The sequence below is a fragment of the Burkholderia sp. 9120 genome, assembly GCF_000745015.1.
Taxonomy (GTDB): Bacteria; Pseudomonadota; Gammaproteobacteria; order Burkholderiales; family Burkholderiaceae; genus Paraburkholderia.
Window position 1 is genome coordinate 6,134,319 of sequence record NZ_JQNA01000002.1, and the last position, 13,930, is coordinate 6,148,248.

General features: G+C 63.0%; 11 protein-coding genes. 9 read left to right on the forward strand and 2 right to left on the reverse strand.

The window, feature by feature from the left end; all coding sequences use genetic code 11:
- Positions 1-5 precede the first annotated feature (5 nt).
- On the forward strand, positions 6-3,026 hold the full coding sequence (locus FA94_RS35285; RefSeq protein WP_035560743.1) for an FAD-binding and (Fe-S)-binding domain-containing protein: 3,021 nt from the start codon (positions 6-8) through the stop codon (positions 3,024-3,026).
- Between the two features lie 44 nt (positions 3,027-3,070).
- On the opposite strand, the gene FA94_RS35290 is transcribed toward FA94_RS35285, so the two are convergent.
- On the reverse strand, positions 3,071-3,988 hold the full coding sequence (locus tag FA94_RS35290) for an AraC family transcriptional regulator (RefSeq protein WP_035560746.1): 918 nt from the start codon (positions 3,986-3,988) through the stop codon (positions 3,071-3,073).
- Between the two features lie 156 nt (positions 3,989-4,144).
- On the opposite strand from FA94_RS35290, the gene FA94_RS35295 reads away from it, so the two are divergent.
- On the forward strand, positions 4,145-5,044 hold the full coding sequence (locus FA94_RS35295) for a DMT family transporter (protein ID WP_035560749.1): 900 nt from the start codon (positions 4,145-4,147) through the stop codon (positions 5,042-5,044).
- 27 nt (positions 5,045-5,071) lie between these two features.
- Here the strand turns inward: FA94_RS35295 and FA94_RS35300 are convergent, their stop codons facing one another.
- Positions 5,072-5,989 carry a LysR substrate-binding domain-containing protein gene (locus FA94_RS35300; RefSeq protein ID WP_035560752.1) on the reverse strand — a complete coding sequence of 306 codons (918 nt, stop codon included), beginning with the start codon at positions 5,987-5,989 and terminating at the stop codon, positions 5,072-5,074.
- A gap of 154 nt (positions 5,990-6,143) precedes the next feature.
- Here FA94_RS35300 and FA94_RS35305 point away from each other — a divergent pair, with 154 nt between their 5' ends.
- The 7 genes from FA94_RS35305 (at position 6,144) to FA94_RS35335 (ending at position 13,893) form a co-directional block, all read left to right on the forward strand.
- Entirely contained in the window at positions 6,144-7,472 is a 1,329-nt protein-coding gene (locus FA94_RS35305; RefSeq protein WP_035560754.1) for an MFS transporter, read from the forward strand.
- Between the two features lie 42 nt (positions 7,473-7,514).
- Positions 7,515-8,774: a CaiB/BaiF CoA transferase family protein gene (locus FA94_RS35310; protein ID WP_035560757.1), complete on the forward strand. Its 1,260-nt coding sequence runs from the start codon at positions 7,515-7,517 to the stop codon at positions 8,772-8,774.
- Complete coding sequence (gene scpB, locus FA94_RS35315; protein WP_035560760.1) at positions 8,771-9,571, forward strand: methylmalonyl-CoA decarboxylase; 801 nt, start codon at positions 8,771-8,773, stop codon at positions 9,569-9,571. Before FA94_RS35310 ends, scpB begins: the two co-directional genes overlap by 4 nt.
- Before the next feature lie 829 nt (positions 9,572-10,400).
- The gene (locus tag FA94_RS35320; protein ID WP_035560763.1) at positions 10,401-11,117 is read left to right on the forward strand and encodes an ABC transporter permease; all 717 of its coding nucleotides are present in this window, start codon (positions 10,401-10,403) and stop codon (positions 11,115-11,117) included.
- Positions 11,114-12,025, forward strand: a complete 912-nt coding sequence (locus FA94_RS35325) for a glycine betaine ABC transporter substrate-binding protein (RefSeq protein ID WP_051981090.1) — start codon at positions 11,114-11,116, stop codon at positions 12,023-12,025. The genes FA94_RS35320 and FA94_RS35325 overlap by 4 nt, the downstream gene beginning before the upstream one ends.
- Positions 12,026-12,040: 15 nt before the next feature.
- Entirely contained in the window at positions 12,041-12,694 is a 654-nt protein-coding gene (locus FA94_RS35330; protein ID WP_035560766.1) for an ABC transporter permease, read from the forward strand.
- Positions 12,691-13,893, forward strand: coding sequence for an osmoprotectant ABC transporter ATP-binding protein OsmV (locus FA94_RS35335; RefSeq protein ID WP_035560771.1), 1,203 nt, complete (start codon positions 12,691-12,693; stop codon positions 13,891-13,893). The genes FA94_RS35330 and FA94_RS35335 overlap by 4 nt, the downstream gene beginning before the upstream one ends.
- Positions 13,894-13,930: the final 37 nt, after the last annotated feature.

A 13,930-nucleotide genomic window follows, 5' to 3' on the forward strand; every position in this document is an offset into this window, starting at 1 on the left:
ACGATATGACGAACCCCACCTCCGCTTTGCTCGTCAAGCCGATTCATCTGGTGCCCTCCGCCGCACGCCTGACGACGCCGCTCGCGCAGCACCTGCGCAAGTCGTTGCGCGGCGACGTGTTGTTCGACCTGGCGAGCCGCGGCCGTTACGCAACCGATGCGTCGATCTACCAGATCACGCCGATCGGCGTGGTCGTGCCGCGCGATCAGGACGATCTGCGCATCGCGCTGGAAATCGCCCGTAGCGAGAAAGTGCCGCTGCTCGCGCGCGGCGCGGGGACGAGCCAATGCGGCCAGACCGTCGGCGATGCGCTCGTGATCGACACGACCAAGTGGCTCAACAACATTGTCGATTTCGATGCCGACGCGCGCACGGTCACCGTCGAACCGGGCGTCGTGCTGGACCATCTGAATGCGTGGCTCAAGCCGCACGGTCTATGGTTTCCGGTCGACGTCTCGACGGCCGCGCAATGCACGATCGGCGGCATGGCCGGCAATAACTCGTGCGGCTCGCGCTCGATCGAATACGGCAACATGGTGCACAACGTCGAGGCGATCGACGCGATTCTCGCCGACGGCGCCGAAGCGCATTTCGCGTCGTTGCGCGACGCACCACAAGGCGCGCGCTTGCAGCAGATACTCGACGGCGTGACGCGGATCGCCCAGCGCGAACGCAACGAAATCGTCGCGCAGGTGCCGAAGGTATTGCGCCGCGTGGCGGGCTACAACATCGATCTGTTCGATTGCCAGAACCCGCGCGCCTATACCGACGACGGTTTCGCGAACCTCGCGCATCTGCTGGTCGGCTCGGAAGGCACGCTCGCGTTCAGCCGGCAGTTGACGCTCAAGCTCGTGCCGCTGCCCGTGCATAAGATGCTCGGCGTGGTTAACTTTCCGACGTTCTGGCAGGCCATGGACCTGACCCAGCACATCGTCAAGCTGAAGCCGGTGGCGGTGGAACTGGTCGATCGCACCATGATCGATCTGGCGATGAGCAACCCCGCATTCCAGCCGGTGATCGGCAAGGCGCTGGTCGGCGAGCCGCAGGCGATCCTGCTGGTGGAATTCGCGGGCGAGGATCGCGACGCGCAACGCGCGTCGCTCAAACAGCTCACGGAACTGATGGCCGATCTGGGCTTGCCCGATTCGGTCGTGGAGATGCCGGACGCGAACGAGCAGAAAGCGCTGTGGGAGGTCCGCAAAGCCGGGCTGAACATCATGATGAGCATGAAGGGCGACGGCAAGCCGGTGTCGTTCATCGAAGATTGCGCGGTGCCGCTCGAGCATCTGGCCGAGTACACGAGCCGTTTGACGGAAGTGTTTCATCGTTACGGCACGGAGGGCACCTGGTACGCGCACGCGAGCGTCGGCACGCTACACGTGCGGCCGATTCTCGACATGCGGCGCGACGGCGCGGTGAAAATGCGCGCGATCGCCGAAGAAGCGGCGGCGCTGGTGCGCGAATACAAAGGCGCCTATTCGGGCGAACACGGCGACGGTCTGTGCCGCGGCGAATGGGTGGCGTGGCAATACGGACCGCGTCTTAACCAGGCGTTCAGCGAGATCAAGACGCTGTTCGATCCGGAGAACCGCTTCAATCCCGACAAGATCGTGCGTCCGCCGAAGATGGACGACACGCGCAATTTTCGCTTTGCGCCTGGCTACCAGGAACAGCGGATCGATACCGCGCTCGACTGGTCGGCGTGGAATGTCGAACGCGATCCGCTCACGGGGCAGGAGACCTCGCCGGGCACCGGCAACGATCTGTCCGGCGGTCTCGCGAAAGCCGTGGAGATGTGCAACAACAACGGCCATTGTCGCAAGTTCGACGCGGGCACCATGTGCCCGAGTTATCGCGTGACGAAAGACGAACAGCACGTCACGCGTGGACGCGCGAACACCTTGCGTCTCGCGATTTCGGGGCAACTCGGCGAAGCGGGTTTGGCGAGCGACGAGGTCAAGGACACACTCGATCTCTGCGTGTCGTGCAAGGGCTGCAAGCGCGATTGCCCGACCGGCGTCGACATGGCGAAGTTCAAGATCGAAGCGCGGGCGGCGCGCGTCAAACGGCACGGGCTCCGACTGCGCGACAAGCTGGTCGCGTTCATGCCGCACTATGCCGGAGCGGCGAGCCGCATGCCGGGTTTGATGGCCTTGGCCGACAACGTGCCGGTGCTATCGGCGTGGTTCAAGCGCGCTGTGGGTTTTGCGCCCGAGCGGAGTTTGCCGCGCTTCAGGAAATCGTTTCTGTCGAACGCAGTGGCGGCCAAACCGCCCCAAGGCGGCGCGTTGAAAGAGGTGCTGTTGTTCGTCGATACGTTCAACAACAACATGGAGCCGGACAACGCGCGCGCCGCGCAGCAAGTGCTGGAAGCCGCCGGCTACACGGTGCATTTCAATATGCGCCAGGGCGAACGACCGGTGTGTTGCGGCCGCACCTTCCTTGCGGCGGGTCTGGTCGATCAGGCGAAGCAGGAAGCGCGGCGCATGCTCGATCTGTTCAAGCCGTTCGTGGAGCGGGGCGTGCCGATTGTCGGTCTGGAGCCGTCGTGTTTGCTGTCGTTGCGCGACGAGTTTCTGCACTACGGTTTCGGCGAAGAGGCGCGGCAGTTGTCGAAGCAGGCGTTTCTATTCGAAGAGTTTCTGGTGCGCGAGGAAAAGGCCGGGCGTTTGCAACTCGCGTTGAAGCCGTTGGCCACGTCGCAGGCGCTGGTGCATGGCCACTGCCATCAGAAGGCTTTCGACGCGTTCACGCCGGTGCAAACCGTGCTGAAGTGGATTCCCGAGCTGAAGGTATCGACGGTGGAATCGTCGTGCTGCGGGATGGCGGGCAGCTTCGGCTATGAAGTCGAGCACTACGCGACCTCGCTGGCCATGGCGGAATTGTCGTTGCTGCCGGCGGTGCGCAAGATCGACGCCAATACGGTGATGGTCGCCGACGGCACGAGCTGCCGTCATCAGATCCACGACGGCGCGGGCGTCGACGCGATCCATGTGGCGCGCGTGCTGGCAATGGCGTTGAAATAACGCTGAAGCTAACGCTAGATCGAGGAGGCAAGCCGCCTCGCGTTTCAGGCGGCGACAGCCAGCCGATACGCGGACGGCGCCACGCCGACGCTCTCGCGAAAGCGATGGCTGAAATGGCTGGCGTTCGCGTAGCCGCATTGTTCGGCGACTTGCGCGAGCGGCAGCGCGGTGGTGCGCAGCAGCGTGCGGGCGCGTTCGAGCCGCTGTTGCGCAATCCATGCGGCGGGCGGCAAACCGAACGAAGTCCGGAACATCCGCGCGAGATGGAATTCGGAAAGCGCCGCGACGCCGGCGAGTTCGCCGAGCGTGAGCGTCTGCGCGAGATGACTTTCGATGTAGTCGCGCAAGCGCCGGCGAGTCGCCACCGACAAACCGCCTTTAAGCGCCGTGTCGGTACGACGCACGCCTTGCGCACGCAGCAGCAGACTCAGCACCTGATGCGCGGTTTCGTTGGTGCGCAGCAGGCCGTCGGGGTCTTGCCAGTCTTCATTGGCGAGTGCCTGACACAGACTGGCGATACGCGCGTCTTCGAAATAGGTGCGGTCGGCGAGCGTCAGTTCGCGCGGCTCGCGATCGAGCTCCTGAACGGCGCGCTGCGTGAAGTGTTCCGGCAGGAAATACAGATGCATGAAGTGCATGTGGCCACGCACCCACCAACGCGATTCGTGATCGCCGGGCAGCGTGCAGAGCCGCGACGGCGCGCCGTAATGCCCCGGCATTTTCTGCCGCTCGGTGCGGTAGCCGCCATCCAGATAGCAGGACAACGTGTGATGGCCGGGCTGGTCGTAGACGGTCTCGGCCTCTTTCGTTTCGCGTGTCCAGATGGCGACGGCGAGCCGGTCGCCGAGCCACGCGAAGCGATCCAGATTGGCGTTGGAGCTGCCCAGCGTGTGACACACCGATTGAAGGCCGAACGGCGTTTCGATGGGATTCAACTCGGCGGCGGGCGGTCTGGCGTTCACGGAACAGGCGGAATACTTCTAAAAGCGGGCTGAGCGCCAGTATACGGGGATGCTTGCGCCGCCGCCGACCACCACGAAAAAGTGCGCAATCCTGGACAAGTGCGGCGCGCCGCGCAGGGGCATAGTCGGGCTTCCGACATTGCTGCAGGCTTGACCATGAATCTGGCGCTTTATGCCGCTACCGTATTGATCTGGGGCACCACCTGGATCGCCATCAAATGGCAACTGGGATCGGTGCCGCCGCCGGTTTCGATCGCGTGGCGTTTCTGGATTGCCGCGCTGGTGCTGTTCGCGTTGCTCCGCATCATGCGCCGGCCGATCTGGCCGCCGCGCGCCGCGTGGCGATTCCTCGTCGCGCAAGGGCTGGCGCTGTTCTGCGTCAACTTTCTGTGCTTCTACTACGCCGAACAGGTCGTGCCGAGCGGGCTCGTGGCCGTGGTGTTTTCCACCGCGCCGCTGTTGAACTCGATCAATGGCCGCCTGTTCATGGGCCGGCCGCTGCAACCCACGGCGATTGCGGGGGCGATGCTGGGGCTCGTCGGCATCGTGTGTCTGTTCGTTCAGCAGATGGCGGGGCACCTCGGCGATCACACCGCCTGGTTGGGACTCGGTATCGCGTTCCTCGGCACCGTGTGTTTTTCCGCCGGCAATCTGCTGTCGAGCCGCATGCAATCGATGGGTCTGCATCCGTTCGCCACCAATAGCTGGGCGATGATGATCGGCGCCGGTGTGTTGACCGTGGGCAGCGCGCTGGGCGGCTTGTCGTTTGCCGTCGACCCGTCCGTGCGTTATCTCGGCGCACTCGGTTATCTGGCGATCTTCGGCTCCGTGATCGGCTTTACCGCTTATCTGATGCTCGTTGGCCGCATGGGCCCCGAACGGGCGGCCTACTGCACGGTGTTGTTTCCGATCGTGGCGCTGGCGGTGTCGACGGTATTCGAGGGCTACCAATGGTCCGCGCTCGCCGTGGTCGGACTGCTGCTCGTGGTGGCCGGCAATCTGGTGGCGTTCGATCTGACGCGGCGCGTCTTCATGCGACGGGCGCGCGCTTCCTGAGCGCAGTGTTTCACAGATGGCGGCGAATTAATCCGCCGCCGCCCACTCCGGCCGTCTTCCCAACGTGTCGAACACTTCGAGGATCGTCGCCTTGACCTTCTGCACGGCGTTGCTCAACAACGCCGTGTCGTGCCAGCACAGCGACAGGTCGCGCGAAAACAGCCGGTGATCCACCTTGGCGAGCTTCAATTTGTGTTCGTCGAGTTCGACGTGTGCCGCGGTCCACGGCAGGATCGTGACGCCGAGCCTGGCCATGACCGCCGCGAACAGCAGCGCGGTCGAACTGGCCTCGAACAGAATCTCGCACGGTTGGCCGGCCTCGCGCAGCGCCCACTCCACGCGGCTGCGTATCGTATTCGGTGCGCTCGGCAGGATCAGCGGCATGCGCGCCAGTTCCGTGATCGGCACGGGCTCGTCCGGCATCTGAAATTCCGGCCACGCGATCAGATATAGCGCCTCGCTGAGCAGCTTTTGCGACGCGACGCCGCGTGTTTCGACCGCATCGACCACCACCGCCAATTCCACCCGTCCGCCGCCGATCAGGTTGGCGAGGTCCGCGCTGGGCGCTTCGATCAATTCCAGCGCGATGCCCGGATAGCGGTCGCGAATCGTTCGCGCGAGCGGAATCGCGACCATGCGCGCCGTGCTCGACGGCATCGCCACCGATACCTTGCCTTGCGGTAGCTCGGCGTCCTGACGCAGCAGTTCGCGGGTGCTGTCGGCTTGCCGCAGCAATTCGATCGCGTGGCGATAGAGCGTCTGCCCCGCCGCGGTCGGCGCGACGCCTTGCACGCTGCGTTCGAGCAGCTGCATGCCGAGATCGGCTTCGAGGTTGCGCATCTGCTGGCTGATCGCCGGCTGCGCGATATGCAGCGCCTCGCCGGCACGCGTGACGTTGCCGCATTCCACCACCTTGACGAAATACCTTAGCTGCCGCAGATCCATGCGCGTCGCTCGCTCCCTCATGCCATAAGAAAATCCTATCGAACAAGAGAAATATCATATTTTTCGATTATCGGATGCATTCTTATACTCGAACCACAAAAAACCGAAGCGTGTCCGTCCCCATGGCGCGATGCCGCTTCAAACGGAGACGAGCATGTCCAAAGTGATCCCTGCATCGACGCCGGCGCTCAAGCCTCGGCGTACGCCCCTAAGCCGCGAGCAGATCGGCGGTTTCTGGGCCGTTTACTCGGGATGGGTGCTGGATGGCGTGGATTCCGTCATCTACGCGCTGGTCCTGATCCCGGCGCTGACCGAATTGCTGCCCGTCTCGGGCATTGCCGCTACGCCGGGCAACCTCGGCATGTATGGCTCGATTCTGTTCGCGCTGTTTCTGATCGGCTGGGGGCTGTCGTTCATCTGGGGGCCACTCGCCGACCGCTTCGGACGCGTCAAGACACTCGCCGCGAGCATCCTCATTTATTCGGTATTCACCGGCGCGGCTGCGTTCGCACACAACGTCTGGGAACTGGCCGCGTTCCGGCTGATTGCCGGCATCGGCGTGGGCGGCGAATGGGCGTTGGCCGGCACCTATGTGGCCGAGAGCTGGCCGGAGGATCGCCGCAAGATGGGCGCGGGGTATCTGCAGACCGGTTACTACGTGGGCTTCTTTCTCGCCGCGTTGCTGAACTACACGGTCGGCGCGACGTACGGCTGGCGCGCGATGTTTCTGTGTGGTCTCGCGCCCGCGTTGCTCGCGATTTTCACGGTGCTCAGGGTCAAGGAGCCGGGACAGTGGCGCAAGGCCGCGCACGGTGTCGGTCAGACGAGCGCGCCGTCGATGCCGGTTCGCCGTCCGCTGCTGGAGATTTTCGCGCCGGCGTATCTGCGTCGAACGCTGACCAGCGCGAGTCTGGTGGGCGTTGCGATCATCGGGCTGTGGGCGGGCTCGGTCTACGAGGCGAGCGCCGTCGTGACGCTCGCGACGCGTGCCGGCATCGACCGGATCGGCGCGGTGCATCTCGCGTCGATTGGCGCGGCGGTGCTGGCGGTGGGGACGATCCTCGGTTGTCTGGTAGCGCCGTGGCTCGCCGAACGAGTTGGACGACGGCTCGCGCTTGGCGCGTATTTCGTCGGCATGGCGGTGTCGATCGTGTTCGCGTTCGGCTGGGTCTTCTATCTGCCGAATGGTCTCAACCTGTTCATGGGCTCGTTGCTGTTCCTCGGATTTTTCGGCGGCAACTTCGCGATCTTCTCGCTGTGGCTACCCGAGCAATACCCGACGCGGATTCGCGCCACGGCGTTCGCGTTCAACGCGTCGGTGGGTCGCCTGCTCGGCGCGGGCGTCAACTTCCTGCTGGCCGCCGCGATTCACTGGCAAGGCTCGCTCGGTTTGCCGATCGCGTGGACTGCGGCGGCCTTCGTGATCGGTTTGTTGATCTTGCCGTTCGCGGTTGAAACGCGTCATCAGACGTTGCCGGAATAGCGCATTCGTTTAACTGTCATCGTCGATTAGCTGGAGAACTGGATGCAAGCATTACAAGGAATCAAGGTCGTCGAATTGAGCCGCGCGTTGTCGGGGCCGTTCTGCTCGATGGTGCTGGCCGATCTCGGCGCGGACGTGATCAAGGTCGAGCCTGGCCCGAGCGGCGACATGAGCCGTACGTGGGGACCGTTCGATCGTGGCGTGAGCACCTACTATCTGTCCTGCAACCGCAACAAGCGCGGCGTGTGCATCGACTTCCGGCAGCCGGAAGGGCTGGCCGCGATTCATCGGCTGATCGACGGTGCCGACGTGGTGATCGAGAACTTCAAGCCTGGCACCATCGAGAGCATGGGGTTGGGATACGACGTGCTGAGCGCGCGTAATCCGCGCCTCGTGATGGGCAGCATCAACGCGTTCGGCGCGGATGGCCCGATGAGTAGCTGGCCCGGTTTCGATCAGATCGCGCAGGGCTATTCCGGCCTGATGAGCCTGACCGGTTTCGCCGATGGCGACCCGACGCGCACCGGCACCGCCATCGGCGACTTGAGCTCCGGCATGTGGCTCGCGATGGCGATTCTGTCTGCGCTGCTGGAACGAGAACGAACCGGTCGCGGCCAGCACGTGAGCACGTCGTTGCTGGCGAGTCTGGTGGGATTGCTGAGTGTTCATGGCCAGCGTTATTTGAGTCTCGGCGACATTCCACGCCGAACCGGCAACGCCCATTCGGTGATCGCGCCATATGGCGTATTCGAAACCGCCGATGGCCCGTTGAACCTCGCGCCGATCACCTCCGACATGTGGCTGCGTCTGTGCCAACTGCTCGACCTGCCCGCACTGCCGGACGACGCGCGATTCGCGACGAACGAAGCGCGCGTCGCGCATCGCGACGAATTGAAGTCGATGCTGGAAGCGCGCCTGAAGACGCGTGGCAAACGCGAGTGGACGGAGCTGTTCATTGGCGCGGGTTTACCGGCCGGCCCGATCAACACGTTGGACGAAGTGTTCGCCGACCCGCAGGTCCAGCATTGCGGGCTGGTTGAAACGCTTGAGCACCCGACGCTCGGTGTGTTGCGCCAGGTGGTGACACCCGTGACGAGTTCCACCGAGGCAGGCGAACTGGCGAAGCACACGAGCCGCCACGCACCGCCGGCGTTGGGCGAGCATACCGTCGACGTATTGCGCGAAGCCGGTTTCGACACGGCCGCGATCGACGCGCTGCTCGCTACCAAAACCGTGCATCAAACCGGCGACTATTATTCGCAGCAGAGGGCATTGGAACGCGCTGCGGGGGTGACGCAATGAGCACGACGGAAGCGGGAGCATTTTCGGTGACGACCGACATAGTGGACGAGCGAATCGCCCGCCTGAAGTTCAGTTATCCGACACGAAGAAACGCGCTCAGCGCGGGGCTGTTGGAGGAGATGGACGCGAGGCTAGTCGACCTGGCCGCGCAGCGAATCCCGGTGGTGATCTTAGGCACGGACGTTGGCCAGGACGTCTGGAGCGCGGGTCACGACTTGGGCGAATTGGCGCACGACCGCGACCCGATTGCCTATGGCAAGCCGCTTGAGAAGGTTTTGCGTCGCGTGCGAGCGTACCCGGGCGTGGTGATCGCGATGGTTTCGGGTTCCGCGTGGGGCGGCGCGGTGGATTTGGCGATGAGTTGCGACATGGTGATTGCCGACGGGAGTGCGCGTTTTGCGATGACGCCGGCGAACATAGGATTGCCGTACACGACGAGTGGATTGCTGCGTTTTTTCAACAACGTGCCGATTCACGTATTGAAGGAAATGTTCTTCACGGCACAGCCGCTCGACGCTATGCGAGCGGAGCGATTTGGCGTGATCAACCGCTTGGTAGACGGCGACAAACTGGAGTCGACGGCACTTGAAATAGCGCGCGGCATAGCGACCAAAGCGCCGTTAGCGATTCAGGCGGTGAAGGAGCAATTGCGAATCCTTGAAGACATGCAGCCGATGCCAGTTCAGGCGATGGAGCAGATCGCGGAGTTGCGTCGACGGGCGTGTGATAGCACGGATTTCAGCGAGGGGCTGGCAGCGTTTTCGGAGAGACGCGCACCGGTGTTTGAGGGGAAGTGAGGGCGCAGGTGAGACTTTTCGGGAGCGAGTAGAGCAACCAGATGTGAAGCGGTGAGCTTTTACGGGAGCACGCCGTCAGGAGAGACCCGGCAAGTTTCGACAAAAGACAATGACGACGGTTGCTAGAAAGACCGGACGGCGCGCGAAGCGCTGCTGGAAGAATGACTGCCTTGTCACGAACGCGGAGTGCGCGAGAGCACGGATTCCAGATGAGCCACTACCGTGGCTGTGCGGGGGCCCCACTTAAGAGTTAGCGGTGTGAGCCGCTTTCTTTTGCCTACTTTGCTTTGCGGCAGGCAAAGAAAAGTAGGTGCCGCCCCGCACAGGGGCAACGCTTGCAGACCACGAACAAACCAAGGAAAGGCCAACGGTTTGCAAAGAGCGTATGGATTAACCACATGGGTAGACGCGACGACGCAATCGAGTCTATAATCCCCACACCCTAACCGAGAAATGGCAGTAGCTTAAGCAAAGTTAGAAGTTTTTACCTGCAAACTAGCAGAAAATAGCACGCACGCAATTGCCGGATAAAACCCTGGCACTCACCCGGGGACCCCAACCCCACCAGGAAAAAACCTGCCCAACCGGGCAACAAAAATCCTGATCGAAGGATCTGGCACCAGTATTGCTACCAAGCTAACTGGCATCAGCCACCGAGAGCGAAAAAACCCGCCCTCGCGCCGGAGGCACCAAACAAAAACCTCCCGGCACCCTCGGTTCACCTCGCGGCCCCAAGCCTCGTCCCGAACTTCCATTCGCAGCGTCAACCACGACGCCTGTGCAGCGTGGCGCATTCCCGCACGCTGCTCGAACAAGGAGGCGCATCTTCATGATCGAACGTCCTGCCAGACTGATTGGCAGTCTTGTCGCCATCGGCATTGTCATCGCGTTGTTATGCCGCGCGATCGACCCCAACGCACTGCACCAGTACGCCCCCGACCTCGTCTACTACACGAAACGGCACCTACTGCTAGTCGGCTATTCAATGGCGCTGGCGCTGCTAGTCGGCATCCCGTCCGGAATACTGCTAAGCCGTCCCGCTTTCGCGCGCCACGCCGAACGCTTCATGCAGATCTTCAACATCGGCAACACGATCCCATCGTTAGCCGTGCTGGCGATCGCACTCGGCATCTTCGGCATCGGCGACATTCCCGCGCTGGTCGCGCTATTTCTCGCGTCGTTGCTGCCGATTACACGCAACGCCTACGAAGGCATGAAAAACGTCTCCCCCGCGCTGCGTGAAGCCGCGCGCGGCCTCGGCATGACAGGCTGGCAGTCGCTGTTGCGCGTCGAGTTGCCGAACGCGATGCCGATCATCATCGGCGGCGTGCGGACGGCGCTTGCGATCAACGTCGGCAGCGCACCGCTCGCGTATCTGATCGGCGCGGACAGCCTCGGCACGCTGATTTTCCCCGGCATTTATCTGAACAATCAGCAACAGCTTCTACTCGGCGCAGCGGCCACGGCGATTCTCGCGTTGGTGCTGGACGGCATTGTCTCGGCCGGCAGCCGCTATCTGCTTGCACGACGCGGGGTGACGGCATGATCGCTTTGTTCAAACGCGGCACGGCGCGAACCAGCCGCCTGATCGCCGCCAGCGTCATCCTGTTCACGAGCCTGCACGTAAGCGCAGCCACCCTGGTTCTCGGTGGAAAAAATTTCACTGAGCAATACGTTCTTACCGAGATCACCTCGCAGTACCTGCGCTCGAAGGGCTATACGATCGACGCACGCACCGGCCTCGGCAGCACGTTGCTGCGCAGCGCGCAGGAGAACGGCCAGGTCGACATCACGTGGGAATACACCGGCACGGCGGCGATCGTCTACAACAAGATCACCGAGAAGCTCGATCCGAAGACCATGTACGAACGCGTGAAAGCGCTCGACGCGAAACGCGGTCTCGTGTGGCTCGACTGCTCGCCGCTGAATAACACGTACGCGCTCGGCTTGCCGCAGCAGGTGGCGCAGCAAACCGGCATCCGCACGATCTCGCAACTCGCCGCGAAGCTCGCGGCCGAGCCGAACAAGAAGCACGTGTTCGCGATGGATGCCGAGTTCGCCAATCGTCCAGACGGTTTGAAGCCGCTCGAAGCCGCGTACGACATGCATTTCAGCCGCGCGGAAACCCGTCAGATGGATCCGGGCCTCGTCTACACCGCGTTGCATAACAACCAGGTGCCGATCGGTCTGATCTACACGACGGATGGCCGCGTGAAGGGCTTCAATATCGTGCCGCTCGAAGACGACCGCCACTACTTCCCCGCGTACAACGCGACGCCGGTGGTGCGCAAGACGACGCTCGACCAGAACCCGCAACTCGCGACGCAGCTCAACGCGCTCTCCGACGCACTGAACAACGACACCATGCTGGAGATGAACAAGCAGGTCGACATCGACGGCAAGTCGGTGCGTGAAGTCGCGGCGGAATTTCTGCGCACGCACAAGCTGCCCTGAGCGGAGACCTTTGATATGACTGTATTCGACTATCTATCGGCCAACTGGCCTGAATTGCTGCAGCTCACTGCGCAGCACGTGTGGCTCGTTGGCATTGCCGTGGGTTGCGCGATCGTGGTCGGCGTGCCGCTCGGCATCCTGATCAATCGTCACGAGTGGCTCGCTGCGCCGTTGCTGAGCGTCGCCACCGTGGTGCTGACCTTGCCGTCGATCGCGCTGTTCGGCCTGATGATTCCGGTGTTCTCGCGCTTCGGCCAGGGCATCGGCGCGGTGCCGGCGATCACCGCCGTGTTCCTCTATTCGCTGCTGCCGATCATGCGCAACACCTACCTCGCGCTGCGCAACGTCGACGCCGGCATCAAGGAAGCGGGCATCGGCATCGGCATGACCGTTTGGCAGCGGCTGCGGCTCGTCGATTTGCCGCTTGCCGTGCCGGTGATTCTCGGCGGCGTACGCACGGCCGTGGTGATGAACATCGGCGTGATGACGATCGCCGCGGTGATCGGCGCGGGCGGCCTCGGCACGCTGATCATCCGCGCGATCGGCCAAAGCAACATGATGAAACTGTTGGTGGGCGCGGTGCTCGTGAGCTTGCTCGCGATCGTCGCCGACTTGCTGCTGCAGGCGTTGCAACGCCTGCTGACACCGAAGGGAGTGCAAAAGACATGATCGAACTCGATAAACTGACCAAGACGTTTACGCAGAAGGACGGCCAGCAGGTCAAGGCCGTCGACTCGGTCAGCCTCACGGTGGGCGAAGGCGAAATCTGCGTCTTTCTCGGCCCGTCGGGATGCGGCAAGACCACCACGCTCAAGATGATCAACCGTCTGATTGCGCCGACGTCGGGCCGCGTGCTGATCAACGGCGAGGACACCTCGGGCCTGAACGAAGTCGAACTGCGCCGGCATATCGGCTATGTGATCCAGCAGATCGGCCTGTTCCCGAACATGACGATCGAAGAGAACATCACGGTCGTGCCGCGTCTGCTCGGCTGGGACAAGAAGCGTTGTCGCGAACGCGCCACCGAGTTGATGTCGATGGTGGCGCTCGATCCGAAGCAGTATCTGAAGCGCTATCCGCGTGAACTGTCGGGCGGGCAGCAGCAGCGTATCGGCGTGATTCGCGCATTGGCCGCCGATCCGCCGGTGCTGTTGATGGACGAGCCGTTCGGCGCGGTCGATCCGATCAATCGCGAATCGATCCAGAACGAGTTCTTCCAGATGCAACGTCAGTTGAACAAGACGGTGATCATGGTGAGCCACGACATCGATGAAGCGATCAAGCTCGGCGATCGTGTCGCCGTGTTCCGGCGCGGTCAGCTGGTGCAATACGATCATCCGGATACGTTGCTGGCGCATCCGCACGATGAGTTCGTCGGCGCGTTCGTGGGGCAGGACAGCACGTTGAAGCGTCTGTTGCTGGTGAAAGCCGGCGACGCCGCGACGCAACCGGAAACCGCGCGCGCCGAGTTGCCGATTGCCAGCGCGTTCCAGATGATGGACGACAGCGACAGCCGCTATCTGACTATCGTCGACGATCAGCAGCAGGCGCTCGGCTACGTGACGCGTCGTGCGGCGCGCGCGGGGCAGGGCGTGTGCGGCGATCATCTGACGGCGTTCAAGGCGACGGTCCATGCGGACGAGCATCTGCGCATCGTGCTGTCGAAGATGTACCAGTTCAATTCGTCGTGGATGCCGGTGCTGGATGCGGACGGTCGTTATGTCGGCGAAGTCACACAAGACTCGATCGCGGATTATCTGAGCTCGGGGCGCTCGCGTCGGCAGACGGGGCAGCCGGCGATCGTGTCGCCGGCGGTGGCCGCGGCGGAAGCGGCTGCAGGGTATGCGGTGACGGGGGCGCAGGGTTAAAGCCGGGAGCCCGGTCAGTTGCTCGACATCTGGTTCG

What these genes read in the sequence shown, in the direction of transcription:
- FA94_RS35325 (WP_051981090.1), top strand. Translation starts at nt 11,114, where the DNA reads ATGATCGCTTTGTTCAAACGCGGCACGGCGCGAACCAGCCGCCTGATC.
- FA94_RS35295 (WP_035560749.1), top strand. Translation starts at nt 4,145, where the DNA reads ATGAATCTGGCGCTTTATGCCGCTACCGTATTGATCTGGGGCACCACC.
- FA94_RS35300 (WP_035560752.1), bottom strand. Translation starts at nt 5,989, where the DNA reads ATGGATCTGCGGCAGCTAAGGTATTTCGTCAAGGTGGTGGAATGCGGC.
- FA94_RS35305 (WP_035560754.1), top strand. Translation starts at nt 6,144, where the DNA reads ATGTCCAAAGTGATCCCTGCATCGACGCCGGCGCTCAAGCCTCGGCGT.
- FA94_RS35335 (WP_035560771.1), top strand. Translation starts at nt 12,691, where the DNA reads ATGATCGAACTCGATAAACTGACCAAGACGTTTACGCAGAAGGACGGC.
- FA94_RS35310 (WP_035560757.1), top strand. Translation starts at nt 7,515, where the DNA reads ATGCAAGCATTACAAGGAATCAAGGTCGTCGAATTGAGCCGCGCGTTG.
- scpB (WP_035560760.1), top strand. Translation starts at nt 8,771, where the DNA reads ATGAGCACGACGGAAGCGGGAGCATTTTCGGTGACGACCGACATAGTG.
- FA94_RS35330 (WP_035560766.1), top strand. Translation starts at nt 12,041, where the DNA reads ATGACTGTATTCGACTATCTATCGGCCAACTGGCCTGAATTGCTGCAG.
- FA94_RS35285 (WP_035560743.1), top strand. Translation starts at nt 6, where the DNA reads ATGACGAACCCCACCTCCGCTTTGCTCGTCAAGCCGATTCATCTGGTG.
- FA94_RS35320 (WP_035560763.1), top strand. Translation starts at nt 10,401, where the DNA reads ATGATCGAACGTCCTGCCAGACTGATTGGCAGTCTTGTCGCCATCGGC.